Source organism: Hyphomicrobium sp. (genome assembly GCF_041674905.1).
Classification (GTDB): Bacteria; Pseudomonadota; Alphaproteobacteria; order Rhizobiales; family Hyphomicrobiaceae; genus Hyphomicrobium_B.
This window is the reverse complement of record NZ_JBAYUV010000025.1, coordinates 24783-50162: the sequence shown is the minus strand read 5'-3', so window position 1 is coordinate 50162 and position 25380 is coordinate 24783. Positions and strand designations below refer to the sequence as shown.

The 25380-nt window shown below is 62.7% G+C and carries 21 protein-coding genes; 12 read left to right on the top strand and 9 right to left on the bottom strand.

All coding sequences use genetic code 11. The features are described 5' to 3' along the window. The first annotated feature begins 316 nt into the window (after positions 1-316). The gene (locus WC026_RS11320) at positions 317-649 is read left to right on the top strand and encodes a hypothetical protein (protein WP_372711063.1); all 333 of its coding nucleotides are present in this window, start codon (positions 317-319) and stop codon (positions 647-649) included. Here the strand turns inward: WC026_RS11320 and recQ are convergent. The 4 genes from recQ to meaB form a co-directional block, all read right to left on the bottom strand. Next, a complete protein-coding gene (recQ, locus tag WC026_RS11315) occupies positions 621-2807 on the bottom strand; it encodes a DNA helicase RecQ (protein ID WP_372711062.1) in 2187 nt (728 codons plus the stop codon). The genes WC026_RS11320 and recQ overlap by 29 nt on opposite strands. A 325-nt stretch (positions 2808-3132) precedes the next feature. After that, on the bottom strand, positions 3133-4491 hold the full coding sequence (locus tag WC026_RS11310) for a TIGR03808 family TAT-translocated repetitive protein (RefSeq protein WP_372711061.1): 1359 nt from the start codon (positions 4489-4491) through the stop codon (positions 3133-3135). Between the two features lie 57 nt (positions 4492-4548). Next, positions 4549-5181, bottom strand: coding sequence for a pyroglutamyl-peptidase I (locus WC026_RS11305; RefSeq protein WP_372711060.1), 633 nt, complete (start codon positions 5179-5181; stop codon positions 4549-4551). Between the two features lie 68 nt (positions 5182-5249). Continuing rightward, on the bottom strand, positions 5250-6251 hold the full coding sequence (meaB, locus tag WC026_RS11300; RefSeq protein ID WP_372711059.1) for a methylmalonyl Co-A mutase-associated GTPase MeaB: 1002 nt from the start codon (positions 6249-6251) through the stop codon (positions 5250-5252). Positions 6252-6457: 206 nt separating this feature from the next. On the opposite strand from meaB, the gene WC026_RS11295 reads away from it, so the two are divergent. From WC026_RS11295 to WC026_RS11285, 3 genes are all read left to right on the top strand, one after another. Further along, positions 6458-8056, top strand: coding sequence for an alpha/beta hydrolase (locus WC026_RS11295; protein ID WP_372711058.1), 1599 nt, complete (start codon positions 6458-6460; stop codon positions 8054-8056). Between the two features lie 157 nt (positions 8057-8213). Then, positions 8214-8642: a hypothetical protein gene (locus WC026_RS11290; protein WP_372711057.1), complete on the top strand. Its 429-nt coding sequence runs from the start codon at positions 8214-8216 to the stop codon at positions 8640-8642. Between the two features lie 173 nt (positions 8643-8815). Next, positions 8816-9481 carry a Spy/CpxP family protein refolding chaperone gene (locus tag WC026_RS11285; RefSeq protein ID WP_372711056.1) on the top strand — a complete coding sequence of 222 codons (666 nt, stop codon included), beginning with the start codon at positions 8816-8818 and terminating at the stop codon, positions 9479-9481. A gap of 131 nt (positions 9482-9612) precedes the next feature. Here WC026_RS11285 and WC026_RS11280 read toward each other — a convergent pair whose 3' ends face one another. Continuing rightward, positions 9613-10041, bottom strand: coding sequence for a hypothetical protein (locus WC026_RS11280; protein ID WP_372711055.1), 429 nt, complete (start codon positions 10039-10041; stop codon positions 9613-9615). A 305-nt stretch (positions 10042-10346) separates the two neighbouring features. On the opposite strand from WC026_RS11280, the gene pip reads away from it, so the two are divergent. Both pip and WC026_RS11270 read left to right on the top strand, forming a co-directional pair. Further along, positions 10347-11309, top strand: a complete 963-nt coding sequence (gene pip, locus WC026_RS11275) for a prolyl aminopeptidase (RefSeq protein ID WP_372711053.1) — start codon at positions 10347-10349, stop codon at positions 11307-11309. A gap of 270 nt (positions 11310-11579) precedes the next feature. After that, positions 11580-13358, top strand: coding sequence for a DEAD/DEAH box helicase (locus WC026_RS11270; RefSeq protein WP_372711052.1), 1779 nt, complete (start codon positions 11580-11582; stop codon positions 13356-13358). A 63-nt stretch (positions 13359-13421) separates the two neighbouring features. Here WC026_RS11270 and scpA read toward each other — a convergent pair whose 3' ends face one another. After that, the gene (gene scpA, locus WC026_RS11265) at positions 13422-15596 is read right to left on the bottom strand and encodes a methylmalonyl-CoA mutase (protein ID WP_372711051.1); all 2175 of its coding nucleotides are present in this window, start codon (positions 15594-15596) and stop codon (positions 13422-13424) included. 204 nt (positions 15597-15800) lie between these two features. Here scpA and WC026_RS11260 point away from each other — a divergent pair, with 204 nt between their 5' ends. The 4 genes from WC026_RS11260 to WC026_RS11245 all read left to right on the top strand — a co-directional run bounded on the left by WC026_RS11260 (position 15801) and on the right by WC026_RS11245 (position 18495). Continuing rightward, entirely contained in the window at positions 15801-16739 is a 939-nt protein-coding gene (locus tag WC026_RS11260) for a DUF817 domain-containing protein (protein WP_372711050.1), read from the top strand. Between the two features lie 76 nt (positions 16740-16815). After that, positions 16816-17091 carry a hypothetical protein gene (locus WC026_RS11255; RefSeq protein ID WP_372711049.1) on the top strand — a complete coding sequence of 92 codons (276 nt, stop codon included), beginning with the start codon at positions 16816-16818 and terminating at the stop codon, positions 17089-17091. A gap of 262 nt (positions 17092-17353) precedes the next feature. After that, on the top strand, positions 17354-17554 hold the full coding sequence (locus WC026_RS11250; protein ID WP_372711048.1) for a hypothetical protein: 201 nt from the start codon (positions 17354-17356) through the stop codon (positions 17552-17554). 287 nt (positions 17555-17841) lie between these two features. Beyond that, positions 17842-18495, top strand: coding sequence for a hypothetical protein (locus WC026_RS11245; RefSeq protein ID WP_372711046.1), 654 nt, complete (start codon positions 17842-17844; stop codon positions 18493-18495). Here the strand turns inward: WC026_RS11245 and WC026_RS11240 are convergent. Next, complete coding sequence (locus WC026_RS11240; protein ID WP_372711045.1) at positions 18484-19806, bottom strand: chloride channel protein; 1323 nt, start codon at positions 19804-19806, stop codon at positions 18484-18486. The two genes, WC026_RS11245 and WC026_RS11240, sit on opposite strands and share 12 nt — an antisense overlap. A 128-nt stretch (positions 19807-19934) precedes the next feature. Next, a complete protein-coding gene (locus WC026_RS11235) occupies positions 19935-21815 on the bottom strand; it encodes a methylmalonyl-CoA mutase family protein (protein ID WP_372711043.1) in 1881 nt (626 codons plus the stop codon). A gap of 225 nt (positions 21816-22040) precedes the next feature. Here WC026_RS11235 and WC026_RS11230 point away from each other — a divergent pair, with 225 nt between their 5' ends. Continuing rightward, positions 22041-23477, top strand: a complete 1437-nt coding sequence (locus WC026_RS11230) for a helicase HerA-like domain-containing protein (protein WP_372711042.1) — start codon at positions 22041-22043, stop codon at positions 23475-23477. Between the two features lie 123 nt (positions 23478-23600). Then, positions 23601-23897, top strand: coding sequence for a DUF4236 domain-containing protein (locus tag WC026_RS11225; RefSeq protein ID WP_372711041.1), 297 nt, complete (start codon positions 23601-23603; stop codon positions 23895-23897). 12 nt (positions 23898-23909) lie between these two features. On the opposite strand, the gene WC026_RS11220 is transcribed toward WC026_RS11225, so the two are convergent. Next, positions 23910-25265 carry a patatin-like phospholipase family protein gene (locus WC026_RS11220; RefSeq protein WP_372711040.1) on the bottom strand — a complete coding sequence of 452 codons (1356 nt, stop codon included), beginning with the start codon at positions 25263-25265 and terminating at the stop codon, positions 23910-23912. Between the last annotated feature and the right edge of the window lie 115 nt (positions 25266-25380).

The window sequence follows — 25380 nt, the reverse complement described above, 5'->3', positions numbered from 1 at the left end:
ATCGGCGAACGCCTCGCACGTGCGCCCCGCGCCTAGAGTGCTTCCGGAAAAGTGGGCACCGGTTTTCCGATAAGAAGCACGGCAAACAAGGACCTAGAGTGCTTCCGGAAAAGTGGGCACCGGTTTTCCGATAAGAAGCACGGCAAACAAGGACCTAGAGCCGATCCGCGATTCAACGAAAAGCGGAAAGGCTCTAAGTGCGTAAACCTTTTGTTAGGTAAACCGCGGCGCGCCAAACGTCGCGATCCTGGGTGTCGCCCGGAGCTGGCACTCGTCTTGCCTATCTCCTCACGACTTATCGATCCGTGAGGCTTCCGTGTCCAATATCAGCACGCACTGTGGCAAACAGACATTCGGCAGACGGATGTCCCTCGTTCATGCGCAATTGCAAATCGGCAATTCTGCGCCAATTCGGTGCACCGTCCGTCACATCGACGCCGACGGTGCCGAAATCGAACTGAGCCGGCCGACGATCCTGCCCTCGCGCGTGCGCCTGCACTGGGACCAGTACGGCGACAGCGCCGAATGCGAGGTCGTAGGCACCGAAGGCCCAGCCGTTCGCGTCGCATTCACGTCCGGCAAAGGCTCGGAAATTCTGCTCCGCTTCGAAGCCGACCGCGCTAGCCAGCGTCAGCGAGCAGGCATTTGAGAATGCCGTAATTGTAGCGGCCGTCGAGTGCCCCGAACGCCGGGCCGAGCTTGCCGGTGTCGCGTGTCTCACAGCGGTCGAACGCAGCCTCGATTTCGTCGCGTTCGGCAGGATCGAGGCGCAGGACGTCGTCCGCGCCGATCAGTCCAGCTTCGATGGCTTCGGCGAGATGTCCATAAACCGTCGCAACCTCGAGCCCGCGCTCGGACGCAATCTGCTCGGCGTCAAGGCTCCTGAGATGTGCCGCCAGCGTCGCATTCACGCTTGCCGACAATCGGTTGGTGAGAATCGGATGCGCCGTGAACTGCGAAATCACCTGCATGAACGCCGCGCCGTAGCGCGCGATCTTGCTGGCGCCTAACCCCAGGATGTCGTGCAGCGCCGATTCCGATTTCGGCCGCTTCTCCGCAAGCTCGATCAATGTCCGGTCCTGCGCCACGACGTAGGGCGGAAGTTTCGCAGCCGCCGCGAGTTTGAGGCGCACGGCTTTGAGCGCATCGAACAACGGCTGGTTCTGGGCGGCAACCTTTGGAGCAAGCGACCCGCCGCGCTTCTTGGCAAGCTTCGATCTTGCCTGCGTTACGCGCATCAGAAAACGTTCTTCGCCGCGAAGCAGCGGCCGGGCCCGTTCGGTGAGAATGAGAGAGCCCATGCCCTCGTCGTCGCCCGTTAAATACCCTTGCGCCGTCAGTTGCCGGAAAAGCCCCTTCCATGTCGAAGCCGGCACGTCCTTGCCGATGCCGAAAACCGACAGACGGTCATGGCCGTTGCGCAGCACGCGCTCGTCCGCTGTTCCGATCAGTACGTCGGCGAGATAGGTGACGCCGAAACGCTGCCCCGTCCGGTAAACGGCCGACAACGCCTTCTGCGCCGCGACGGTCCCGTCCTCGGTATGAGGCGGGCTGAGGCAGTTATCGCAGTTCCCGCACGGCGCGGAATTCATCTCTCCAAAGTAGGCGAGCAACGCTTGCCGCCGGCAGCCAGGCATTTCCGCCAGTCCGATGAGCGCGTCGAGCTTCTGCCGCTGCACGGTCTTGAAGGCGTCCGAGCCCTCCGACCGCCCGATCCATTGCCGAAGCTGCACGATGTCCTGCAGCCCGTAGGCCATCCACGCGTTCGCTGGTTCGCCGTCGCGACCGGCGCGTCCCGTCTCCTGATAATACGACTCGATCGACTTCGGCAGGTTGAGATGCGCAACGAAACGCACGTCGGGTTTATCGATGCCCATGCCGAAGGCGATCGTCGCGACGATGATCAGCCCGTCTTCCGTCAGGAACTTGGTTTGCGCCGCCGCGCGTATGTGCGCTTCGAGACCGGCATGATAAGCGAGCGCCTTACGCCCCTTCGCGCATAGCCACGCCGCCGTTTCGTCGACCGACTTGCGCGACAGGCAATAGACGATCCCAGCCTCGCCTGCATGCTCGGCTTCGATGAATTGCCAGAGCCGCTCCCGCGCGCTGTCACTGCCGAGTTCGGCGATCGTATAACGGATGTTCGGACGATCGAAGCTCGCGATGAAGCTCCGGGCGTTTTCGAGCGACAGCTCCGAAATGATGTCTTGCCGCGTGCGTTCATCCGCCGTCGCCGTCAGCGCGATGCGCGGCACGTTCGGAAACCGCTGCGCCAGAATCTTGAGCTGCCGGTACTCGGGCCGGAAATCATGCCCCCACTGCGAGACGCAATGGGCTTCATCGATCGCGAACAACGCGATGTCGGTGCGCTCGAAAAGCCCGAGCGTTCGCTCCTGCACCAGCCGTTCCGGTGCGACGTAAAGCAAATCGAGCGCATCCGCCGCGAACTGCCGCTCGATCCGATCCTGCGTGCTGCGGTCCTGCGTCGAATTCAGAAACGCCGCCTTGACGCCGAGGTCCTTCAGCGCGTCGACCTGATCTTGCATCAACGCGATGAGCGGCGAAACGACGATGCCCGTCCCGCGCCGGACCAGTGACGGAATCTGATAGCAAAGAGATTTGCCGCCGCCCGTCGGCATCAACGCCAGGCAATCGCCGCCGTGCAGAACGGTATCGATGATGTCGCCCTGCAGCGGGCGAAAACCCTTGTAGCCGAAAACGTCCTCGAGCTTGGCGCGGGCGAGGGACATGGCGTCGCCAGAGTCTGAAGCAAACGGCAGAGAGAGCGGCGCGGCGAAGGCCGGCATCACGAAGTCCTATGCGCAAGTCATCGGTCTCCGGACGCTAATACGATTCGATGCGCAACTCGGCCGGCGAATAAAAAAAATCGAGGGCAAACGTCGAGTTAGCCGGAATTACTGGGATGTCGGCCGAAACGTTGCGGCAATTTAACGTCACGTTCAGAATGAGTTCATCTTATTGTGCTTAGATATAACCCAAGGCTGGTGTCACATCCCCCCGTGCACACCAGATGCTGCTGCCGCCCGGCCAAGTCCCGACTCCCCCCGTCTTCCCCTTGGCCGGGCCGCGGCGCTCCCAAAAATCCAATGTTCTGAAAAGGCTTTCCGCGGCTCAAACCGCGACGTTGCCAGTGACGTGAATGCGGTCCGATGCACTCGGCTCACGCGCGAGGTCCGGCCCCTTGAGCACGCCAAGGTCCATCGCGCGGATCGCGCCGTCTTTCGTGTTTGAAATCAAATTGTTTGCGATCAGGCATTTGCCATCGGCCGCGTTTGTGACAGAGACGCCGACGCGCGCATTGCGAATGACATTCGCCGTCACGGCGACGTCGCGCATATAAGCGCCCCAGCCGATTTGAATGCCGGCGGTCGGCGCGTTTTCGATCGTATTGCCGGTGACAACCGCGTCGGCCTCGACGCCGATGCCTTCCCCGCGCTTGTCTTCGGCTTCTTGCTCGCGCCGGAAAAGATTGCGGATGAGATTTCCTTGGATAACAGCAAGGCGTCCGCCGTCGTTGAAATTCGTGACCGAAATTCCGCTCGCGGCCGTATCGATGAGATTATTTGCGATTAACGCGCCCTGGAATCCAAATTCGGCATAAAGCGCAACCTCGCCGAGCCGCTCGCAGCTATTGCCGATGATCTGGATATTTGAGGCAGCGTTGCCGCGCACCGCCGTATAAGCGCAGTCGGAAATGCGGTTTCCCGAGACGAGCACGCTTCCGGCGCGAAACACGTTGATGCCGTTGCCGTACTCACCCGTGCCGCCTCGGGCATTGCGAATTTTCGAAATGCGATTGCCTGAGACAACGCTGCCGTCTTCTTCCTGTTTGGAACGCCAGATCAGGATGCCGTTGTTAGCGCATTCGGTGACGGTGTTGTCTCTGACGTCGAGCCCGAAGGAATCGAGGCTTTTGAAACCGGCGTCGAGAGCATGGCTGATAAGAAGGCTTTCGACGCGCCCGCCGCACTCCGCCAGCGACAGTCCGATGCCGCTGCTGTTCTGAATTTCGAGATCGGCAAGATGCACGGTCTTCGAATTGCTGAACGTCAGCAGTCCGTCGCCGCGCGCCGGATCGAATGTTTTGTAAGCGCCGTCGAATTTCAGTCCGTCGAGAACCAGGCCGTCGGCTTTTTCGCCAGTGACGAAGGCATCGCCGCCGGAAAATACCAGCGTCGTCGTCCGCGCCGTGCCGATGAGGCGCGAGCCGCTGCGCAGCCTGAGATCGCTGACGATGAACCTGCCGGGCGGCAGGACGAGGGGAATATCTTTCTCCGCGGCAATGTCGATCGCCGCTTGCAGCGCAACCGTTTGATCTCGCGCGTCATCCGGAACGAGGGCAGGCGCAAGATCCGACGCATTCGGTGTTGCTAGCCCTTGCACGGATCGGCGCTCGCTCGCGTGCGCGGTGCTCACGGCGGCACCGAGGCCCAGGCTTGCCCCGATGAGCGAACGGCGGTCGATGGTCATGGACGTGCTCCAGTTTGCTTCGCGCAAGAAGCAAGGACTGAGCCAGCGCGACAGACATTAAACCGAAGTTAAGGCCGTCTCCGATGCAGACGGCTGAAGCGCGAGTTTGAGGATTTCCAGCGCGCCGGGTACGATACGGCCTGCGGCTTCTGGCGTGCCTGAGTCGACTGGGATGTGGATGAACCCGACCTTGCACCGGTCTCCACGCACACGCGCTTCCACGAGCGAGTGGTAAAAGACGGCGTTGCAGAGATAGCCGCCCGCGTCATTTGAGAGCTTCGCTTCGAACCCTTGAGCTTCGAGATGCCGCGCGATGGCGGTCACGGCGATGGTTGCCGCAAGCTCCGGAGCGCCGCTCTCGCAAAGACAACTGGAAACCGGAAGGCTGCCAGCCGCATCCGTCGACATCCGGCAGAAATTCCGCGCTTCGGTTTCGATGCGAAAACCGCGCATATTGGATGCGACGCCAAAGTGGAGAGCCAGCGCAGGCGCGTGCCGCTCGTAAAGCTTTGAGAGAAGACTGGGCGCGCGCGCCCATTCGGTCGGCAGTACCGCGACGGCGAACCGGCAATGCGGCAACGCAAGTCGCGCCTCGCGCGCCAGTCTTCTGACGAGCGCGGCAGACGCATTCCTGCGCACGTTCCGAAACGGTCCGAAGCCGGTCAACAATACGGTCGGGCGACGGTTCATTCTCAACGCCATGACTCAATATAGGTCGCAGCCGGCGCCGTCCGAAAGAGGTGCGCATCAGGCCGAGGTCAAAGCCCCATCAAGCCCATCAGACGATCGACCGCCAGCGTCGGCAGCAACGTGCCCTCGCGCACCGACGCTTCGATTTTCGGAAGTTCGGCGGCGACTTTCGGATTTGCTTTGAGCGCGCCCATCAGACGGTCTTCGAGCATGTCGCGCATCCACGACACCGCCTGCGCCTGCCGCCGCGCCTGGAATTGGCCCGTCGCCGACATCTTTTCCCGATGCTCGAGAATTTTCGCCCACAGATCCTTCAGCCCGCGATTTTCGATGCCGGAAACCGTGAGTACGGGCGGGAACCAGGTCGCATCGTGGGGCGTGAAAATCTGCAGTGCGTGCCGGTAGTCCGCCGCCGCCCGTTCCGCGCGCCGGACGTTATCGCCGTCGGCCTTGTTGATAGCGATCATGTCGGCAAGCTCGATGATGCCCTTCTTGATGCCTTGCAGGTCGTCGCCGCCGCCCGCCAGCAAGAGAACGAGGAAGAAATCGACCATATCGGAAACGGCAACCTCGGATTGCCCGACGCCGACCGTCTCGACGATGATGACGTTGAACCCCGCCGCCTCGACGAGGGCCATCGTCTCTCGCGTCTTCCGAGTCACCCCGCCGAGCGTGCCGGAGGACGGTGACGGCCGGATGAACGCATTCCGCTCCTGCGCCAGCGAGCTCATGCGCGTCTTGTCGCCGAGAATGGACCCGCCCGAGCGCTTCGACGTCGGATCGATCGCGAGCACGGCGACGAGATGACCCTCGGCGATCAGGTTCATCCCGAACTGGTCGATCGTCGTTGACTTGCCAACCCCTGGCACGCCGGTGACGCCAAGGCGCACGGCTTGTCCGGTCTTCGGCAGAAGCGCCTGCAACACCTGCTGCGCGAGGCGGCCATGCTCGGGATTTGTGCTTTCGACCAGCGTGATCGCGCGAGCCAGCAAGGCTCGGTCGCCGGCGGTGATGCCGGCCACGTAATCGGCAACGGGAATGCGATGCGCGGACAGGGTGGCAGTCGCCATGGCTCGCCTGGATATCCTTTATCTTTCAACGGCCGACCATGGTCAGGAACGGCCCGCGCCGCAAGTCCGGATTTCGTCGCTGGAAATCCACGACAATCCTGCTGACACAATTTCTCGGCATGCAGAGCTTATTGCCCAACGAGGGGCGGGCCCTTAGGATTTCCTCGGGCTCAGGGGTTCAAGACGGAATTGCGGGGAGGGACGCGATGTATTCGCTTACCAAGCGTTGGCTGCTGCCAAGCCGGTCTGGACCGGTTATTGCGGCGATGATGGTTTGCGGTCTGCTGGGGGGATGCACGCAGGCGCCTCGCCTTGCGAAAGCGCCCGCCGAAACGGATTCGACGAAGACCGCAACTGTGCGGCCGCCGTCCGCCCCAGCCCCATCGGCGGAGCCCGCCCCTGCGCCCGTCGAGTCCGAAGCTCCTCAAGAACCTGCGGGCGGCGCGGCTCCCCCGCCTTATCCGGAAGCGTCCGATCCGATCGGAGGCTCTGGCCCGTCGTACGAGACCGCTGAACCGGCACCGGCCCCGCCGCCGCCCCCGCCACGCGCGTCCGCCGCCAAGCCGCGCCCTCCGACAGCCGCACCAGAGCCGCCCATGCCCCCGGCCGCGCCCGGAGCCGCGGCGAACGCGAGCGCCGAAGCCGCCGCCAAGGCCGAAGCGATCCGCCGTGCCGAAGAGGCAACGCGCGCCGCCAATGCACAGCGATACGATGAAGCGAAAAGAATGGCGCCCGCCAAACCCGCCGACGATCCGGCCAAGGCCTTCGACGTCGTTCCCGTTTTCTACGGAACGGATCGCGCCGTCGAGCCGGACCCGAACCGTCTGCAATTCGGCGCCGAGCGCGGACACAAGCTGCAGCTTGGCCGGGCGTTGGTGACGGTGCCGCTCATTCACAAGGTGCCGCATATCGAGCGGCCCGTCGTGATCGAGATCCCGTATTTCAAGGTCAAGGTCTACGAGGAAAAGGAAGACCCCGAGAAACACTTCACGGTCCAGGAAATCAAAGGTCTGACGGAAGCCCAGATGCTGGCGCTCATCAAGCAGCGCCTGGCGACCTCAACGACGTTTAAGGACCACGCGTTCGTCTTCGTGCACGGCTTCAACACGTCGTTCGACAACGCGCTCTACCGCACGGCGCAGATCGCCTACGATCTTCGCTTCGACGGCGTTCCGTTCCTTTATAGCTGGCCCTCGGGCGGCAAGGTCGCGAGCTATACGTACGATCACGGAAGCGTTGAGCAGGCCGAGCCGACGCTGGCCGAGTTCCTGGACATGGTCATCCAGAAAAGCGGCGCCAAATCGATCAGCCTGATCGCGCACTCGATGGGCAACGAGCTTTTGTTGCGTGTGCTCGAACGCATAAAGACCAAGGTGCCGCGCGGCGTGGTGATCAGCCAGGTTATCCTGGCAGCGCCCGACGTCGACCGCGATAAGTTCAACATCCTGGCGCGCGAGGTCATCAAATTCGCCAAGGGCGTCACGCTCTACGCGGCTTCGAACGATCGCGCGTTGAGTTACTCTGCGCGTTTCTGGGGCGGCGTGCCGCGCGCTGGCGATGTGCCGGCGACAGGACCGCTGATCATTCCCGGACTCGATACCATTGACGTCACGGCCGTCTCGACGGACGCGCTGGGGCTCAATCATTCGGGTTACGCGGAAAACCCGGCGCTGTTGAATGACGTGAAAGCTCTCGTCGCCTCTGGGCTTCGCCCGCCGGACAAGCGCGTCAAGAGCATCCTGGCCGTTGAATCGGCTGCGGGCAAGTATTGGCGGTTCCAGGCGGAAACGGGGACGGTGCCGTAAGCTCGGCCGAAAAGATCAAGCCGCAAAGTCGAGAGCAAGCCCCTGCGGCGGCGTCCATTGCGTCGCCGCCGTGCGAATTCGAGCAAGTCTCGTAAGACTTCCTTTACGCGCGTGCGGCACAATTCTTTCGAGTTTGTTCAGTATTTGAGGGTTCGTCATGCGTCCCGCGTTCGTGAAGCCGTTTGCATCGGCTGCTGTTGCTGTTCTTTTTGCGTTGGTGTCGGCAAACGGAGCGCTCGCCGAAGACGCTCAGGTCGATGACGTGGAAGCTGACGGAACCCAGATCGTCGCCGTGGGTGCTGCGGACGAACAGTTTCCGGCAAAAAATCTCAATTCCGTACCCCTCGATGGTTTCGGCTTTCAAGTTGGCGCCGGGTCGAGTCCTCTCATCCGCCAGTTGACGGCGGCGCGCCCGAACGAGGATCTCGTCATTTGCGTGGCCGGCTGCTTCAGCGGCCGTGATCGGGTCGTCTATGCCCAGCCGATCGATCTCCAGGCGCGCGCCAAAACGGCTTCGAGCGCGGCAACCGGCGCATCGGACGGAACGAGCGGTTCAATTCCCCACGGTCTGCGCGGAAGTCAGTAAAGCGGATTGCAATCGGCCCGCGAAAAAACTCGCAGTACAGCAGCCGCACATGAGCCCTTCGCCAGGCTGATAAATATTTGACGACGGATCATCGGTCCAACGTCGTTCCTAACTCCGACGGCCAGCGAACTTGCTCCCCCTTCGCTCCCCGAGCTGGCCGAAGGAGATACCACATGAACAAACTTTCGCGCGGTGCTTGGCTTGCGATTGCGGCCGTTGTCGCCGTTCCAGCTACCGTCGCCATCGCCAAGTCCGTTGATCGCGGCGGCTGGCACAACATGACGCCGGAAACGCGCACGCGCCTCGAGGAAGGCCGCATCGCAATGGTGAAGGCCGCGCTGCAGCTCAATGCCGATCAGGAAAAGCTTTGGGCACCCATCGAGACGAACGTGCGCGACACGTTCAAGGTTCGCGAGGAAAAGCGCGCCGAATGGGCGAAGAAGCGCGAGGAGCGCCGGGCTGACAAATCCGACGCGCAATCCAAGCGGCCCGATCTTTCCGAACGCTATGAGCGCATGAGCAAGCATCTCGGCGAGCGCGCCGATCGGCTGAAGGCATTTTCAAGCGCTTTCACGCCGTTCTACGCGTCCCTGAGTGACGAGCAGAAAGATGTCCTGCGTCCGCTCATGCGCCAACTGACGCCGGGCTTCGGTCACGGCGGCCGTGGTGGTCCTCACTGGGCCTTCGGCGGCGGTTGGGGTCCGGGCGGCCAGGAACATCGCGGACATCGTGGCTGGCACGGCGGCCCTGATGGCAAGGGCGGACCTGGAATGCAGAACGATGCACCTGAAAACGACGGCGGCCCCGCCGCTCCGGTCGAATCCGACGACAAGGGCTGATCCGCTTCAACGATCCGGTCTGGGTCTTTATGTAGCCGGGCGCGAATGCCCGGCTATATTTTTGCGCGACGCGAGTAGGGAAGTCGCAATCTGATGACCCGCGCCCAAGGTTCGCTGCTTCCCGCGAGCGACTAAAGCTTCCGCAGCTTGAAAAACGCGCTGCCGGCTTCGCCGTTGAGCCGTACGCTCTGTGTACGTCCTGACACCGTGATGCGGATCGACCCGCCGGTATTGTACTGCTGGTTGAAGAAGCTGCCCGTATAGCTGTTGGCGCCCGATTTATAGAGCGTCGCCGATTGGTCGACTTTTGCCGACGGCGTCGCGCACGTTGCCAACATCGCGTAGCTCGAAGCACCTGTCTTGGCGAAGCGCGCGCGGCATCGCGCTTTTTCCTTCGAGCCCGACGCGAAGGAGATCGAGCCGTTGCCGCTCCACGATCCGGTGAGCGACACCGGTTCTGCGTGTGCGCTGCTGACACTTGCGCCGCTTAGTCCAACGACAACGGCAAATCCGCCAGCGGCGACGGCGCGTAACATTTGCGAAACGACAGTGCGGACCATTGTCGAACTCCTCTGAACGGAACTTGTCATGTCGGATGCGGCCATCTTAGCGAGTCTTGCGCCGGGTGTGGAGGTGGGGTTTGAAACCTCATTCGTCAATTGCAATTGAGTGAACCAAGAGTTTCAGAAGACGTGCGAATTTTTGATTAAAGCCGCTCGTCAACGCCTATGCGCGGATCACCGTTGCGCGCTGCGGCATCGATGCACGTCGCAAATCCCCGTCTGTGACGTGGCTGTGACGTCGAAAAATGCGATCCCGTCGAGGCTCCGCACTTGAGCGGCCGTCTTGCCCGGCGCGAAATTCCATGCTCAGCAGGGCGGTGATGGAAACAATGCTCGAAACCTTCCGTCCGTTCGACGCGCGCATGCTGCAGGTCGGTGACGGACACTGGATCTATGTCGAAGAAGTCGGCTTGAGAGGCGGCCGCCCGATTGTCTTTCTGCACGGAGGACCTGGCAGCGGCTCTCAGCATTTGCACCGGACAGTGTTCGATCCGGCGCGCGATCACATCTTCCTGATCGACCAGCGCGGCGCAGGCCGCAGCCATCCTTATCTGTCCCGCACCGCCAACACGACGGCGCATCTCGTCGGCGACCTCGAAATCATCCGTGAGCACTTCCGGATTGCAAAGTGGCTGCTCGTTGGCGGCTCCTGGGGCTCGACGCTGGCGCTGGCCTATGCCGAAAAGCATCCCGAGCGCGTCGCGGGGCTTGTCCTGCGCGCCATTTTCCTGGGGACCACTGAGGAAGTCGAATGGGCTTTCCTTGGAGGGCCGAAAATCTTCCGCCCTGAGCTTTATGCCGACTTCCGCGACTGGCTGCCGCTCGCCGAGCGCTCCGATCCGCTCCAGGCATACGTGGAGCGCCTCTGCAATCCCGATCCGGACGTGCACAGGCTTCCGGCGCTGCGATGGTTCGCCTACGAGCGCGCGTTGTCGGAAATCGCCGCTAAGCCGGGGCCGCTTCCGACCGAGGCCGCCAGCGCCTCGCGCCTGCCGCCGACGCCGCTTGTCGAGGCGCATTACATCCGCAACGATTTTTTCCTTGAGCCCGGCCAGCTGCTGCGCGACGCGCGCCACCTTGCCGGCATCCCCGGCCGCATTTTGCAAGGCCGCTATGACCTGCTCTGCCCGCCGCGGGCGGCCCACGCGCTGGCCTCCGCATGGCCGGATGCCCGCCTCGAATTCATCGAGACGGCAGGTCATGCCATGAGCGATCCGGGCGTCATGGATGCCATGCGCCGGGCCATAGCCGACCTCTGTGACTGAACACCCGGCAAATGGTGAACACCGCGGCATCATTGCCGAATTTCCCGAACTTCCTTGACTTGCGGAGCGAACGCACCGATACACGGGCCATTGTTCTTCGATGGCGCTCGGGTCCTCGTGCCACTCTAAGCGGTTAAACTGCCGCGCTCGACCCTGCATCCAGATCAATCCTTTAAGATAAGGCCACGCCCCGAATGCGCCGGTGTGGGCCATGGGACGCAGCCCCGGCACAAGATGCACGGGCCTCGAAGCCCTTGGGAAATTTTCACTTTGACAGTTCAGACTTTTGAGGAATTCGGCTTCGCCGAGCCTCTTTCGCGCGCCCTCACGCAGTGTGGGTACGTAACGCCGACACCTATCCAGGTGCAGGCGCTGCCTCCTCAACTCGCGGGTCGCGATCTTCTCGGCATGGCGGAAACCGGTTCGGGTAAGACCGCAACCTTCCTTCTTCCCATCCTCCAGAAGATCGCCGCGGAATCCATCGAACCCGCTTCGAAACAAGTGTTGGCGCTCATCTTGGCACCGACGCGAGAGCTTGCGATCCAGATCGATCAGGAAGTCGCGAGCCTTTCTCGCAACATGCGGATCAATCGCGCCGTCGTGCTCGGTGGCGTCAGCAAGGGGCCGCAGATCAACGCGCTGAAACGCGGTGTGCACGTGCTTGTCGCGACGCCAGGTCGTTTGCTCGATCACGTCAACATGCGTACCTGCGATCTTTCTCGCGTCCAGATCCTCGTGCTCGACGAAGCCGACCGCATGTTTGACATGGGCTTCATTCGCGACATCAAGAAAATCGTTGGGCTTATTCCGGCGGTCCGGCGCACGGCGCTTTTCTCGGCGACGATGCCGACCGAGATCAAGAAGTTCGCTTACGACATTCTGAAAGACCCTTTCCGCGTCGACCTGTCGACGAAGACGATGGTCGTCGATCGCATCGACCAGAAGGTCATGATCGTCCACGCCACCGAAAAGCAAAGCCGGCTTCATACGATCCTGGCCGATGAAGCCTGCAAGCGCGTCATCGTCTTTACGCGGACGAAGCGCGGCGCGGACCGTGTCGCCGATCGCCTTGGAATGGCGGGCATCAGTGCTTCGGCGTTTCACGGCAACAAGGCGCAGAACGCGCGCCAGCGCGCGCTCAACGACTTCATGATGGGCCACGTTCGTGTTCTCGTCGCGACTGACATTGCGGCGCGCGGCATCGACGTTTCCAACATCACGCACGTCGTCAATTTCGATATGCCGCTCGACCCGGAAACCTACGTGCATCGCGTCGGTCGTACCGCTCGTAAGGGCACCAGCGGCATCGCGATCTCGCTGTGCGATCCGGCGGAGCGCCAGGAAATCACGGCTATCGAGCGCATGATGAAGCAAAAGCTCGAAGTCATCGCCGACGTCGGCGGCGAATCCCTGCCGATGCCGGAGCGCCGCCAGCATCACCGCGCCCAGAACGGGCCGCGCCGTGATGGCGACCGCCACAACGACCATGCCGACCGCCGCCGCGACGGACGCGAAGGCGGCCAGCGCGCAGAACGCCCCGCGCGGCACCGCAACGGCGACGATCGCGCCAATGCGCCGTCGTCGCCCCGGCACGCCGACAACCGGCGCCAGCATGAGCCCGCTCCAATCGCGGCGGACGGCGAGGCCGTGTTCGGCGTCGGCGAGCGTCGTGAGACGAGAGGCAACGAGCATCGTCCCCATCGCGGTTCCGGTGATCGCCCGCATCAGGGCGACCGCAGGCATCACGAGCGCAACGGTAGCGGCGAACATCGCGGTAATGGTTCTCGTTCCGGTCCCGGGCAGCGCTCTCGTGATGGCCAGCCCGCGCGCCACACGGACGCATCGCGCCCGCAGAACGCGCACTCTGGTCGCCGCCACGAAGACGGGCACGCACCGGAGCGTCGCAAAGATGAGCATCGTCCGAACTCGGGCCGTCAGGCGGAGCGCGGTGACCGTCGGCCTGCCTGGAGCAGCACCGACGCGCCGAAGTTCATGAAGCCCCGGCGCGACGACAGCCGTGGCCGCCAGAGCCGCAACCCGGCTTCGTGATCTCAGCGCAAACTGAATTTCAGAGAAAAGAAAATGGCCGGGTTCGCCCGGCCATTTGCGTTTTTACTCCGCCGCAGCCTTGTCGGCGTAGCCGAGCTGCGCGTTGAGCTTTTCGACGAGATCGGCCGCCGCCTCGGGGATGTTCGTGCCGGGGCCGAACACGGCTTTCGCACCCGCTGCAAAAAGCGCGTCATAATCCGCTGGCGGAATGACGCCGCCGACGACGATCATGATGTCGCCGCGCCCTTCCTTGTCGAGCGCGGTCTTGAGTTCGGGCACCAGCGTCAGGTGACCCGCCGTCATCGTCGAAACGCCGACAACGTGCACGTCGTTTTCGACCGCCTGCCGCGCGGCTTCGTCGGCGGTCGCGAACAGCGGCCCGATATCGACGTCGAAGCCCAAGTCCGCAAACGCCGATGCGATGACCTTTTGCCCGCGATCATGACCATCCTGACCGAGCTTGGCGATCAGGATGCGCGGCCGGCGGCCATCGTTCTTGTCGAACGCTTCGACGAGGGTCTTCACCCGATCGACGCTCGGATTCATCGCCGCTTCCTTCTTGTAGACGCCGCTGATGGCGCGAATTTCGGCCTTGTGCCGCGTGAAGACTTTTTCCAGCGCGTAGGAGATTTCCCCGACCGTCGCCTTCTGTCGCGCCGCCTTGACCGCAAGGTCTAGCAGGTTGGCGTTGCCCTTCGCGCCTTCCGTCAGCGCACTGAGTGCGGCTTGCACATCGGCTTCGTTGCGCTCCGCACGAAGGCGCGCAAGCTTGGCGAGCTGGGCTTCGCGCACGGCGTGGTTGTCGACCTTGAGGAAATTGATTTCCTTGTCGCCCTTGATCTGGAACTTGTTGACGCCGGTGATTGTCTGCCGGCCGGAGTCGATGCGCGCCTGCGTGCGTGCGGCCGCTTCCTCGATCCTGAGCTTCGGAATTCCGGCTGCGATGGCCTTCGCCATCCCGCCTTGCTCTTCGACTTCCTCGATGTGCGACAGCGCTTTTCGCGCGAGATCATACGTCAGACGCTCGACATAGTGGCTACCGCCCCAGGGATCGATCGTCCGCGTCGTTCCCGATTCCTGCTGCAGCAGAAGCTGCGTGTTGCGTGCGATGCGCGCCGAAAAATCCGTCGGCAAGGCGATCGCTTCGTCGAGACCATTGGTGTGCAGCGATTGCGTATGCCCCTGCGTCGCCGCCATGGCTTCGAGGCAGGTCCGCGTCGCATTGTTGAAGATGTCCTGCGCCGTCAGCGACCAGCCGGACGTCTGCGAATGCGTCCGCAGCGACAGGGACTTGTCGCTTTTCGGATTGAATTCTTGCTTGATGAGCTTCGCCCAGAGGAGACGCGCGGCGCGCATCTTGGCGATCTCCATGAAGTAGTTCATGCCGATCGCCCAGAAGAACGACAGGCGCGGCGCGAACGCATCGATATCCAATCCCCCGGCGACACCCGCGCGCGCATACTCGATGCCGTCCGCGATCGTATAGCCGAGTTCGAGGTCGGCCGTCGCGCCAGCTTCCTGCATGTGATAGCCGGAGATCGAAATCGAATTGAATTTCGGCATCTTCGCGCTGGTATAGGCGAAGATGTCCGAGACGATCCGCATCGAGGGCGCGGGCGGATAGATGTAGGTGTTGCGCACCATGAACTCTTTCAGAATGTCGTTCTGAATGGTTCCGGCGAGCTTCTCGGGCGGCACGCCCTGTTCCTCGCCCGCCACGATGAACAGCGCGAGGATCGGCAGCACGGCGCCGTTCATCGTCATCGAGACGGTCATGTCCTGCAGCGGAATGGAATCGAACAGAACGCGCATGTCGAAGATCGAATCGATCGCGACGCCCGCCATGCCGACGTCGCCCTTGACGCGTGGATGATCGGAATCGTAGCCGCGATGGGTTGCGAGATCGAAGGCGATCGACAGGCCCTTCTGGCCAGCCGCGATATTGCGGCGATAGAAGGCGTTCGAATCTTCGGCCGTCGAGAAACCGGCGTACTGGCGGATGGTCCAGGGCTGCAGCGCGTACATCGCCGGGTAGGGGCCGCGCAGGAAGGGCACGATGCCCGGCAGCGTATCGACGAAATCGAGCCCCGCCGTGTCGGCGCTGGTGAAAACCGGCTTGACCGGAATGCCCTCGGGCGTTTCCCAGACTGGAGCCTCGGGTGCGGCCGGACTTGAGCCAGCTTTGCCGGTGGCCGCCGTTTCGAAAGGCACGTCTGCGAAATTCGGAATAGTAGTCATCAGGCGCGATAAATCCGGTGAAAATGATACGTCGCGGCAACGGTAATGGAACGCGGCGGCAACGACAATCGCCGTGCGACATCGAATTCGTATGAGGAGCGCCCGATCTGGCCGAAAACGCGCGCCTTTTCAGCGATCGGCCCGAGCCCGCCACAAACGCCCGCATGATGGGGCGATCGTAGCAGAATTCCCCCGGGGTCAGATATGCAACGCAAGGTCGCGAATGGGACCCGCCAGCGCGGCGCGGCCGCGAGCGCCGCACGCCTCTGGGCGCCGCTGGCGCGCTTCATCACCTGGGAAGCGAACCTGGGCGAGCGCGCCGAGGCGCACGGACCGGCCGCGCACTTCGCCTACGAGTTCGTCCGCTTCGGCGTTAAGCAAGCCTGGGCCTGCCTGTTCGGCGCGCTGATGCTGGCGCTGCTCATCGCGACGTTCCTTTTCTATCCCAAGGGCGCCGCCCTCGCGCGCTACGATTTCCTCGTCATCGCGGCGGTGGTCATTCAAGTTCTGATGCTGGCCTTTCGCCTGGAGACGATCGAGGAAGCCAAGGTCATTCTGATTTTTCACGTCGTCGGCACGATCATGGAGATCTTCAAGACTTCCGTCGGGTCGTGGGTCTATCCGGAGCCGAGCCTGCTGCGCATCGGCGGCGTTCCGCTGTTTACCGGCTTCATGTACGCCGCGATCGGCTCCTACATCGCGCGCTGCTGGCGGCTGTTCGATTTCCGCTTTACGCGCCATCCGCCGGTCTGGGCGCTCGGTCTGTTGAGCGCCGCGATCTACATAAATTTCTTCGCGCACCATTACATTTGGGACGTGCGTCCAGTCCTGTTCGCGGCCGCTTTGATCCTGATCGGACCTTGCACGATTTACTACCGGATATGGAAGACGCACCGCCACATGCCGCTGTTGGTGGGGCTCGTGCTTGTCGCGCTGTTCATCTGGTTCGCCGAGAACATCGGCACGTTCACTGCGGCGTGGGCCTATCCGCACCAGAAGCACGGCTGGCAAATCGTCGGCGTCGGCAAGCTCGGATCGTGGTTCTTGCTCATGCTGATTTCCTACACGCTTGTCGCCGCCATCAACCGGCCGCAGCCGATGCGCCCGCGCGATGATCAGGATACGGAATATTTACCTCGATAGCCGAGCAGCAGGACGTCTCTCACGCGATTGCGGTAGGTTGGGAGTGTTCGAGGCGCGGCTCGGGAGCGCGACTGACATGATGAAAGCAGTGTACCTCGCAATTTTCACCTTTGCGCTCGCCGCATTCGGCGGAGCGGCTATGTGTTTGCCGGGCGACGAACCGACGCCGGATCTCCTTGCGTCGCAAATTCGCGACCAAGGATTTGCCTGCAGCACGCCAAAAAGCGCCGCGCGCGAAGTCAAGGCTTCGAGGCCGAACGAAGCCGTTTGGATTCTGCAATGCGAGAATGACACCTACCGGATGACCGTCATTCCCGACATGGCCGCCAAAATCGAAAAGCTCCGGAAATAAAGCCGCGCTGGCGGCCGGCTCCTCGTAGAGGAGTCGCCAGCGCCAATCAAAACACTCGCGCTGGCGGCTGGCTCCGCGCCGCGAAGTCGCCAGCGCCAATTCCCTGAGATTTTACTCCGCTGCCTCAACAAGGCCGCGCTGGCGGCCGGCTCCGCGCAGCGGAGTCGCCAGCGCCATCAATACTGTCACCCCCGGAACAGCGAAATCGCGTCGCGTCCAGCATTCTCTCCTCAAGACGACGGCCAATAGAGGAGAGTTCATCATGTCATGTTTCATCGCGGCGTCCGCCACAGCCGCAGTCGCGACCGTAGCCACGGTCGCCATCGCGACGCTTCCCGACGCGCAGTCTCTCCTCGCGCCGCTGATCGACGGCAACGAATACGCGCTGTCCACCGTATCCATTCTCGCGTCTGCTCCGCTCCTTGCCGTCATGACGGTTCTTGCCGCCTCCGGTCGCGAATAGTCCTTCCACGCATCGTTTCCCTCCCCCTTGCCTTGGCCAGCTCTTCCACCCCCGGGGAGCTGGCCCTTTTTTTGCGGCAACCGTCGCGAACAAAAATCGAGCTGCGCGATTGTCATCAAAGCGAGAAAAACCAAGCCTTTCTCCTGCCTTGTTGAGTCGTGATTTTCACTTCGGGGAGCGGGAGCCGCAATCGAGCCTCCTGCCAAGTTTCAGTCGTCGATGATCGCGCGTGATGGGGTTCGCGCAAGGCACTGAAGTCTGCTTTGTATTGCGTTGGGGGATGTGTTTTGAGACTGAATGCTGTCGCGCTCGTTTTCGTTGGGCTCGCGTCCGTGACGTTTCCGATCCATGCGGAACAGAAGTACACGTCGCAAGCTCAGCCCGTGCTGCCTGGTTCGGCGATGTACGCGGCAATCAGGCTTCCCGACTATGTGCCGGTGCTGAATTACGATCAGTTTCTGCTCGCGTCGCGCGGAGAAAATTTCGGCGGCGAGAGTGCATTGTCGTCCGCGACCCGCTCGGCGGCTGAAGCTTTGAGCGCAAAATTCGCAGTGCCGTCCCACGGCATGCACGTCGCCGCTTCGCCCGACCCGGAAGACCCCGATATCCTTGATGCATCATCCGATCCGAAGAGGCTCGTGAAAGTGGCGGAACTGATTCCATCGCCCGGTCTGATCGATCCGGCGAAAGTCGCGCGCGTTGCCATTCGGACGGAAACACAGAGCGCTGAAATTCCGCGATCGGTGGTGCGTAATGCGGAGCCTACGACGCGGCGCGCAAGTCCTTCGCGTTCGCGGGTCGCAAAGCGCGGCGGCGCGCGTCAGCATCAGGATCGCGTCGCGTCCGCTGGTACGTCGCAGCGATCGACCGGCATAAGTGCAGGTCTTGATCGGCTTGTCGGCTTTGGAGGCTTCACCCCGGATCACCGTCTAACGCGCTGACGGCGATCCCGCCGAAACGTCGGGCGTTCCGTGGATGCGAAATACGGAAGCATAATATCCGCGTGCCAGCGCGTGGTAGAGCGGCTCGCTGCTGATGAGCCGAGAGATGCTGGCTGCAAAAAGTGCCGTCGCCATCAACGGAATGACCATGTTCCGGTCGCTCGTCATTTCCATAACGATGACGACTGCGGTGAGCGGGGATTGGACGACGCCCGCAAAATATCCAACCGTCATTAGCAACATGAACGCGCGCGGATCGGCGAATGTGAAGATCGGCGTAATCATCGACCCAAGGCCGGCGCCGACAGCCAGAGACGGCGAGAACAGCCCGCCCGGAATGCCGCTTGCTGAAGACAGCAGCGTCGAAGCCAGCTTGGCGAGCCCATACCACCACGGCATGGTCTGGCCATCGACGAGCGATGCGCGCGTTTCGGCATAGCCGTTACCGGACGCGTATCCTGCGGTCGCGATGCTTAAGATTGCAACGAGCAAACCGCAAAGCGCGGCAAACACGATCGGCCGACGTTTGATGAGCGCTAGAATGCCGAACGGTTTGCGGGAGAGCGTGATCAGAGATATGCTGAACAACCCTCCCAGGACGCCACCGAAGAGTGCACAAATCGGCACAACGGCCCAATCCCGAGCCTGTACGACATCAGCGGGAATTTGGCCGAAGTAATCGTAGTTGCCGAGGATCAGCCAGCTCACGGCGCCCGCGATCACGACGGAACCGATGACGATATCGTTGATCCGTCCGGCAAAAGCTTTTGCCAATTCCTCGATCGCGAACAGAATGCCGGCGATAGGGGCGTTGAAGGCCGCTGCAATTCCCGCCGCAGAACCCGCGAGGACAAACCCGTTCTGACGCCCGAGACCCGCAGCCGTTGCCACGGCAAACATCACCGACGCTCCAACCTGAACCGTCGGCCCTTCACGTCCAACGGACGCGCCGATGACAAGCGCTAGCGCCGTCATGACGATTTTCGCAATCGTCGTCTGCCAGCCGAGAAGCGCGCGCCGGTGCGCCTGGTCCGAACTCTTGCGGGCGGCGATCACCTGTGGAATGCCGCTGCCAGCCGCCGCTGGAAACCAGCGCATGGTCGCAAAAGCCAAAGCTGCAAAGCCAGCCGGAGTGATAACGAGTGGAAGCACAGGATGGTTTTTCAGGATGTAACTGTAGACGTCCTGGGCGCCGTTCGCGATCTGCGCAAATCCGACGGCCGTCAAGCCGACGAGCAAGGCCCCCGCGATGAATACGGCGCGGCGCATCCACACGCGGCGCGACAGGCTGACATAACGATAGCGACGCATACCGAGCCGCAATCGACGCCGGGTGCGCGCAAATCGCCGAGCGCCAGCCTTCGGCGTATCGTTTGGAGTTCCGTCCTCCATCGTCACGTCACCGCATGTTGGACATTCGAGAAAGCGAACGCGATGTATTATCGCAAACGGTCTTGCAGCCCCTTGAGCGTCGCCACGGCGTCGGCTCCGGCAAACAGGAACTGATCGACGCCTGCGGCTTTGAGAGCGGCTTCCGCATCTCCAGGGGGCCCGGCCATCAGAACGAGCTTCGCACCGGCTTTCTTCAATGCGTCTGCAGTCGGCTGTGAGAGCGCCGCGTTGACGGCATCGGACGAACAGATGCACGCGGCCGTCGCGCCGGAAGCCTTGAATGCGTCGGCAGCCTCCTCGGGCGTTTTATAGCCGTCGCTGATCAGGGTCGCGATGCCGCCCGCCGCAAGGTAATTCTTGATCCACGTCGTGCGGACGTTGTGATCGGCGATTTCACCCATGCTCGCGGCGAAGACTTTGAAGCCGCCCTGTGCGTCGGCGGCGTCGCGTAAAGCTTCGAAGGCTTCGCCGAGCCGGTGCGGCTTCAGCGCCTTGACCTCGACGACCGACTTTGCGGACGGCGCGGCAGCCGTAGGCCACGGCTCGGCATGGACGCCGTCATCGCCGAGCAGCGGAAAGGCGCTGACGCCCGTCAACTCCTGGCGCAACGTCGCGATGTCCTTCGCGCGCGCTTCCGCGGTCTTTGCGATCATGTCCTGGATGTATCCCGAGGTGAGCGCTGCCGCCATGCCGCCACGCCCTTCGATGTCCTGGAAAATCTCCCAGGCCTTTTTCGCCATGTCCTCGGTCAGATTCTCGACGTACCACGAGCCGCCAGCCGGATCGGTGACGCGGCCGAGATGGCTTTCCTCCTGGCAGACGATCTGGATGTTGCGCGCGACGCGGCGAGAGAATGCGTCCGGCTTGCCGAGGGCGAAAGTGAACGGTAGCACGACGATCGCATCTGCGCCGCCGAGCGCCGCGCCGGTGCACGCGATCGTCGTGCGCAGAATGTTGGTCCACGGATCGCGCTTCGCCATCATGCGATAGGACGTCGGGCAGTTGATCTTCACGCTCGCGGCCGCGTCGCCCGCCCCGCAGGCGTCGGCGACGCGCCAGATGAGACGGCGCGCGGCGCGAAGTTTCGCGATGGTCGAAAATTCATCGATGTCGGCGGCGAGCGAAACGTTGATCTTCGGCAGCGCTTCGGCGGGCGTCAGTCCGCCTTTCTCGGCCGCGCGAAGATAGGCGACGAGCGTCGAGAGCATGAAGGCCAGTTCCTGCGCCTCGCTCGCGCCCGCGACATGGGCGACGACGCCGTCGGCCGTCATCGCTTGCACGCGTGGGCTCGCCGCCGTGATCTTCATCAACGCGACGGCGCGTGCGAGCGCCGTGTCGAGCGTCTCGGACAATCGCCCGGTCATCGCCAGCGTGCCGATTGGATCGGCGCCGAACGAACCCTGCCGTTCGGAAGCCTTGACGCCGCGCGCATCCCAGACCCCGGTCAGCGCCAGCGCCGCATCGAAGACATGATCGCCCGCGACGAGCACGATCGGACAGACATCGAGCAGCACGCCGTCGAGAGCGACCGCAAGCGCGTCTTTCGTCGCCGGAAGCCCATGACCAATGCCTACCTGCAAGCCGATCGACGTGACGCCGCCTTCGAGATCTTCGAGGATCGCCGCGTTCGCGGCTTTAGGATCGCTTTCGATATGGAAGGTGCGGATGTCCCAGCTGCCACCGACGGGCTTGGTGCCACGCGTGAACGGCGCTTGCCCCGGCAGCGCCGCCGCCGCGTCTGGCCGGGCATCGGCGCGCGTATAGAGCGGATTGATCTTCAAGCTGTCGGCCGTCCGCCGGACCAGCCGCTTTTCGAAATCCGCGCCTTTCAGGGCCTTGTCGACGAGGGCGCGCCATTGCTCGAGCTTGGCGGCGGGAAATCCCTCCGCGAGGTGCGTTTCGTTCGTCTCGGAGGGCGAGCGGCTCATTCGATCGGGCTCCTGGAGCGCAATGGACTGGGATCAAAATATTTGCCCCGGTATACCCGGTCGAGGGCTCCGCGCGAGCCCGAATTTTGGCCACCGGCGTGGCCCAATTGCCGCGCGCGCTCCGTCTCCACCTCCTATCGCGTTTGCCTCGATCCGGATGCCGTGGCATCTGGAGCCTGCTGGCCCGCGCGAGTCGGCGCCGTTTAGGGATTGCGAGGGTCGCACATGACTGGAAAGTCCGGCACACCGGGGTCTCAATCGGCCATCGCCGATCCCCGCGACTACGTGCAGGATGGGGCCGTCCTCATCGGTGTCAGCAAGTCAGGCCACGAGCCGGCGGCCGAAACCCTTGAGCTGTCGCTCGCCAACCGCCACGGCCTCGTGACAGGCGCCACCGGCACCGGCAAGACGGTAACGCTGCAGGTCCTGGCTGAGGGCTTTTCCGCCGCCGGCGTGCCGGTCTTCGCTGCCGACATCAAGGGCGATCTTTCCGGCATCGCGATGAAGGGCACTCAGGCCCCGAAGCTCGTCGCGCGCGCCGCGGAAATCGGCATCAGCAACTACGGCAACGCAGCGTTCCCCACGGTGTTCTGGGACATCTTCGGTGTCGATGGCCATCCCGTGCGCGCCACGGTGCAGGAGATGGGACCGCTACTCCTCTCACGCCTGATGGAGCTGACCGAGCCGCAGGAAGGCGTCTTGAACATCGCCTTCCGCTGGGCCGCCGACGAGCGCGAAGCCGGCGACAGGAACATGACGATCCTCAATCTCAAGGATCTGCGCTCCGTCATCGATGAGATGGGCAAGCGCGCCTCGGAGCTCAGAAGCAAATACGGCCACGTCGCGACATCGACCGTCGGCGTCATCCAGCGCCGCCTTCTGGTGCTCGAAGAGCAGGCCGCCGACAAATTTTTCGGCGAGCCGGCGCTCGACATCATGGATTTCATCAAGACGACGTCCGATGGGCGTGGCTACGTCAACGTTCTTGCCGCCGAGAAACTGATGGACACGCCGCGTCTCTATTCGACGTTCCTGCTCTGGCTGCTGACTGAACTGTTCGAAAAGTTGCCCGAGGTTGGCGATCTCGACAAGCCGAAGCTCGTGTTCCTGTTCGACGAGGCGCACCTGCTCTTCAACGAGGCGCCGAAGGCCGTGCTCGAACAGATCGAGCGCGTCACGCGCCTCATCCGTTCGAAAGGCGTCGGCGTTTACTACGTGACGCAGAGCCCCTCCGACGTGCCGGATCGTGTTTCGGCCCAACTCGGCAACCGCATCCAGCACGCGCTTCGCGCCTTCACGCCGAGGGAGCAGAAGGCGATCCGCGCCGCGGCGCAGACCTTCCGCCCGAACCCCGCCATCGACACCGAACGCGCCATCCAGGAACTTAAGGTCGGCGAGGCTCTCGTCTCTCTGCTTCACGGTAAGGGCGAGCCGTCGATGGTCGAGCGGACCCTGATCCGCCCGCCGATGTCGCGCGTCGGTCCGCTGACGCCCGAAGAGCGCGTGTCCCTCGTGGAAGCGGATAAAGCCAATTTCAGCAAGTATCGCCAAACTCTCGACCGCGAATCGGCTTACGAGCGGCTTCAGTCCCGCAATACGTTTGGCGGCCAGATCAAAGAGAAGCTATCGAAATTCCCTAATATCTTCGGTTTCAAGAAATGACCTGCCAACTCTGTTGAAAGTAACGGTTGGACTCATTAGTTTTTCTGAGATTCGCGGATTTTGGGCCGCCGCGGCGTGGGCCGAGAATTGAAGCGCCGGTTCCGGCGACGAGGAGAGCAGCACATGGGCTATTTCCGCTTCCGCAAGACATTCAGCATTCTGCCTGGCGTGCGCGTCAATCTCAGCAAGACCGGCGTCAGCTCCAGCATCGGCGGTCATGGCGCGACGGTGAACGTCGGCAAGAACGGCCCGATGGTGACGCTCGGCATTCCCGGCACGGGCCTGAGCTATCGCACGCCGGTCGGCCTTGCGCTGGTCATCATACTGCTGCTGATCGTGGCCGTGGCTGGGCTTGCGTATCTCTTCGCTCCGGACACCGTCCGCATGCTCCTGCATTGGTGGCAGCCGCGATGGTTCTGAGCGTCGCTGTTCTTACGGTGCTGACTGTACTGAGCTTTGCCAGCCGGAACTAGAAGCCACCCTCTTTGCAGTCGCCGCGTTTGCCGCGGGCTTCACGGAGGGTGTCGCCGCGCTCGGCGTTGCGCCGGGAACGCGTGGCCTCGCAGGCGCAATTGACTGAGACCTGACATCAACCGGCGCCTGTCCCGGTGGCGTTTTCAGCCAGACGTTTTTGCGGCCTTCCTTGATGCCTTCCGCATAAAGTGCCGCTTGGTATTTCGGATCGTAGATCTGCGTCGTCTTGAAATCGAATGACGCAGGGACAGACATGAAATTGAAATCCGCCCCGGCATCGAGCGCGATCCGGTAGATATGATAAAGCTCGCCCTGGTTCTGGCTCTTGATGAGCGTCGAGATCGCGCGTGACGCGATTTGCAGGGTCGTCGGCTTAACGACCTCCTGCTCGGGCGACGCCTTGCCGTTCTTGATGATGAAGAACTTGCGGATTGGCGGCACAGGATAAAGCGCGTCGAAGGCCTGCAGAGGCGCTTCAGCGGGGAGCACGAAAACCTCGCGCGTCGTACCGCCGTCGACGTGCAGTTCGTCGTACATCTTGCCGTCCGCCTCGACCTCGATCTTGACGGGTGGGAACGCCGCCGGAATGGCAGCCGACGCCAGGATCACGCTGCGGAAAAGTTCGATTGCGCGCGGCGATTTGCTGAGCGCGATTTCGCCCATGTTCCACACGACGGGCCGCTGCGCATCGAGGTTCGTCGTCAGCACCATCAGGATGCGGCCGCGCCTGTACTGCGCGGCGATCCTGTCGAGAAATTCCCGGTCGACGTAATTCGCGATCAGCTCCTGGAGCGGAGTCGTATCAGCGAGCGCCGGACCGCCGAACAGCGCCGGTAGAAGTTGCGTGGTGATGACTTCGTTCTGCTTGTACTGCGTCCAGATCACTTGCAGCTTCTCGTCCTCGGACGGCCCGAGGAAGGCGAACGGAGCGATGATGGCGCCGGCGCTGACGCCCGTGACGATTTCGAATTCTGGGCGGTCGCCGCGCTGGGTCCACCCCGCGAGAACGCCCGCGCCGAACGCGCCGTCTGAGCCGCCGCCGGAAAGCGCGAGCGTTTCGATGACCGGACGTCCGTCAATGCGTTTGGCGCTGCGCGCGATCGGCGGCATGTGCGCCGTGCGGCGCTTGATTTCCGCAATCGGATTTTTGGGGACTTCATCGGCCCAGAAACGGACGCCGTGCATGTTCGGGATTTCGGCTTCGAGCGCGAGCTTGGCGTCGCTGATGCCGTTGCGCGGAATCGTCGCCGCGCAGCCTGCGAGGCAGAACGCGGACGCCAATAGCACGCCGACACAGAGCCTAGCCCCGTACACTGAATACCCCCGACGTAGAAAATCCCTCTAATATCGCAAATGTTTTAAGGCACCCTCAAGGCCGGGGCAACGCGGGAATGCTCAGACCCCGCCGACATTGCCGTCCTGTGACGTT

Coding starts and splice junctions, on each gene's coding strand:
- WC026_RS11230 (WP_372711042.1), top strand. CDS start 22,041: ATGACTGGAAAGTCCGGCACACCGGGGTCTCAATCGGCCATCGCCGAT.
- WC026_RS11250 (WP_372711048.1), top strand. CDS start 17,354: ATGTCATGTTTCATCGCGGCGTCCGCCACAGCCGCAGTCGCGACCGTA.
- pip (WP_372711053.1), top strand. CDS start 10,347: ATGCTCAGCAGGGCGGTGATGGAAACAATGCTCGAAACCTTCCGTCCG.
- WC026_RS11305 (WP_372711060.1), bottom strand. CDS start 5,181: ATGAACCGTCGCCCGACCGTATTGTTGACCGGCTTCGGACCGTTTCGG.
- WC026_RS11240 (WP_372711045.1), bottom strand. CDS start 19,806: ATGCGTCGCTATCGTTATGTCAGCCTGTCGCGCCGCGTGTGGATGCGC.
- WC026_RS11225 (WP_372711041.1), top strand. CDS start 23,601: ATGGGCTATTTCCGCTTCCGCAAGACATTCAGCATTCTGCCTGGCGTG.
- WC026_RS11255 (WP_372711049.1), top strand. CDS start 16,816: ATGATGAAAGCAGTGTACCTCGCAATTTTCACCTTTGCGCTCGCCGCA.
- WC026_RS11235 (WP_372711043.1), bottom strand. CDS start 21,815: ATGAGCCGCTCGCCCTCCGAGACGAACGAAACGCACCTCGCGGAGGGA.
- WC026_RS11260 (WP_372711050.1), top strand. CDS start 15,801: ATGCAACGCAAGGTCGCGAATGGGACCCGCCAGCGCGGCGCGGCCGCG.
- recQ (WP_372711062.1), bottom strand. CDS start 2,807: ATGCCGGCCTTCGCCGCGCCGCTCTCTCTGCCGTTTGCTTCAGACTCT.
- WC026_RS11280 (WP_372711055.1), bottom strand. CDS start 10,041: ATGGTCCGCACTGTCGTTTCGCAAATGTTACGCGCCGTCGCCGCTGGC.
- WC026_RS11290 (WP_372711057.1), top strand. CDS start 8,214: ATGCGTCCCGCGTTCGTGAAGCCGTTTGCATCGGCTGCTGTTGCTGTT.
- WC026_RS11310 (WP_372711061.1), bottom strand. CDS start 4,491: ATGACCATCGACCGCCGTTCGCTCATCGGGGCAAGCCTGGGCCTCGGT.
- scpA (WP_372711051.1), bottom strand. CDS start 15,596: ATGACTACTATTCCGAATTTCGCAGACGTGCCTTTCGAAACGGCGGCC.
- WC026_RS11285 (WP_372711056.1), top strand. CDS start 8,816: ATGAACAAACTTTCGCGCGGTGCTTGGCTTGCGATTGCGGCCGTTGTC.
- WC026_RS11295 (WP_372711058.1), top strand. CDS start 6,458: ATGTATTCGCTTACCAAGCGTTGGCTGCTGCCAAGCCGGTCTGGACCG.
- meaB (WP_372711059.1), bottom strand. CDS start 6,251: ATGGCGACTGCCACCCTGTCCGCGCATCGCATTCCCGTTGCCGATTAC.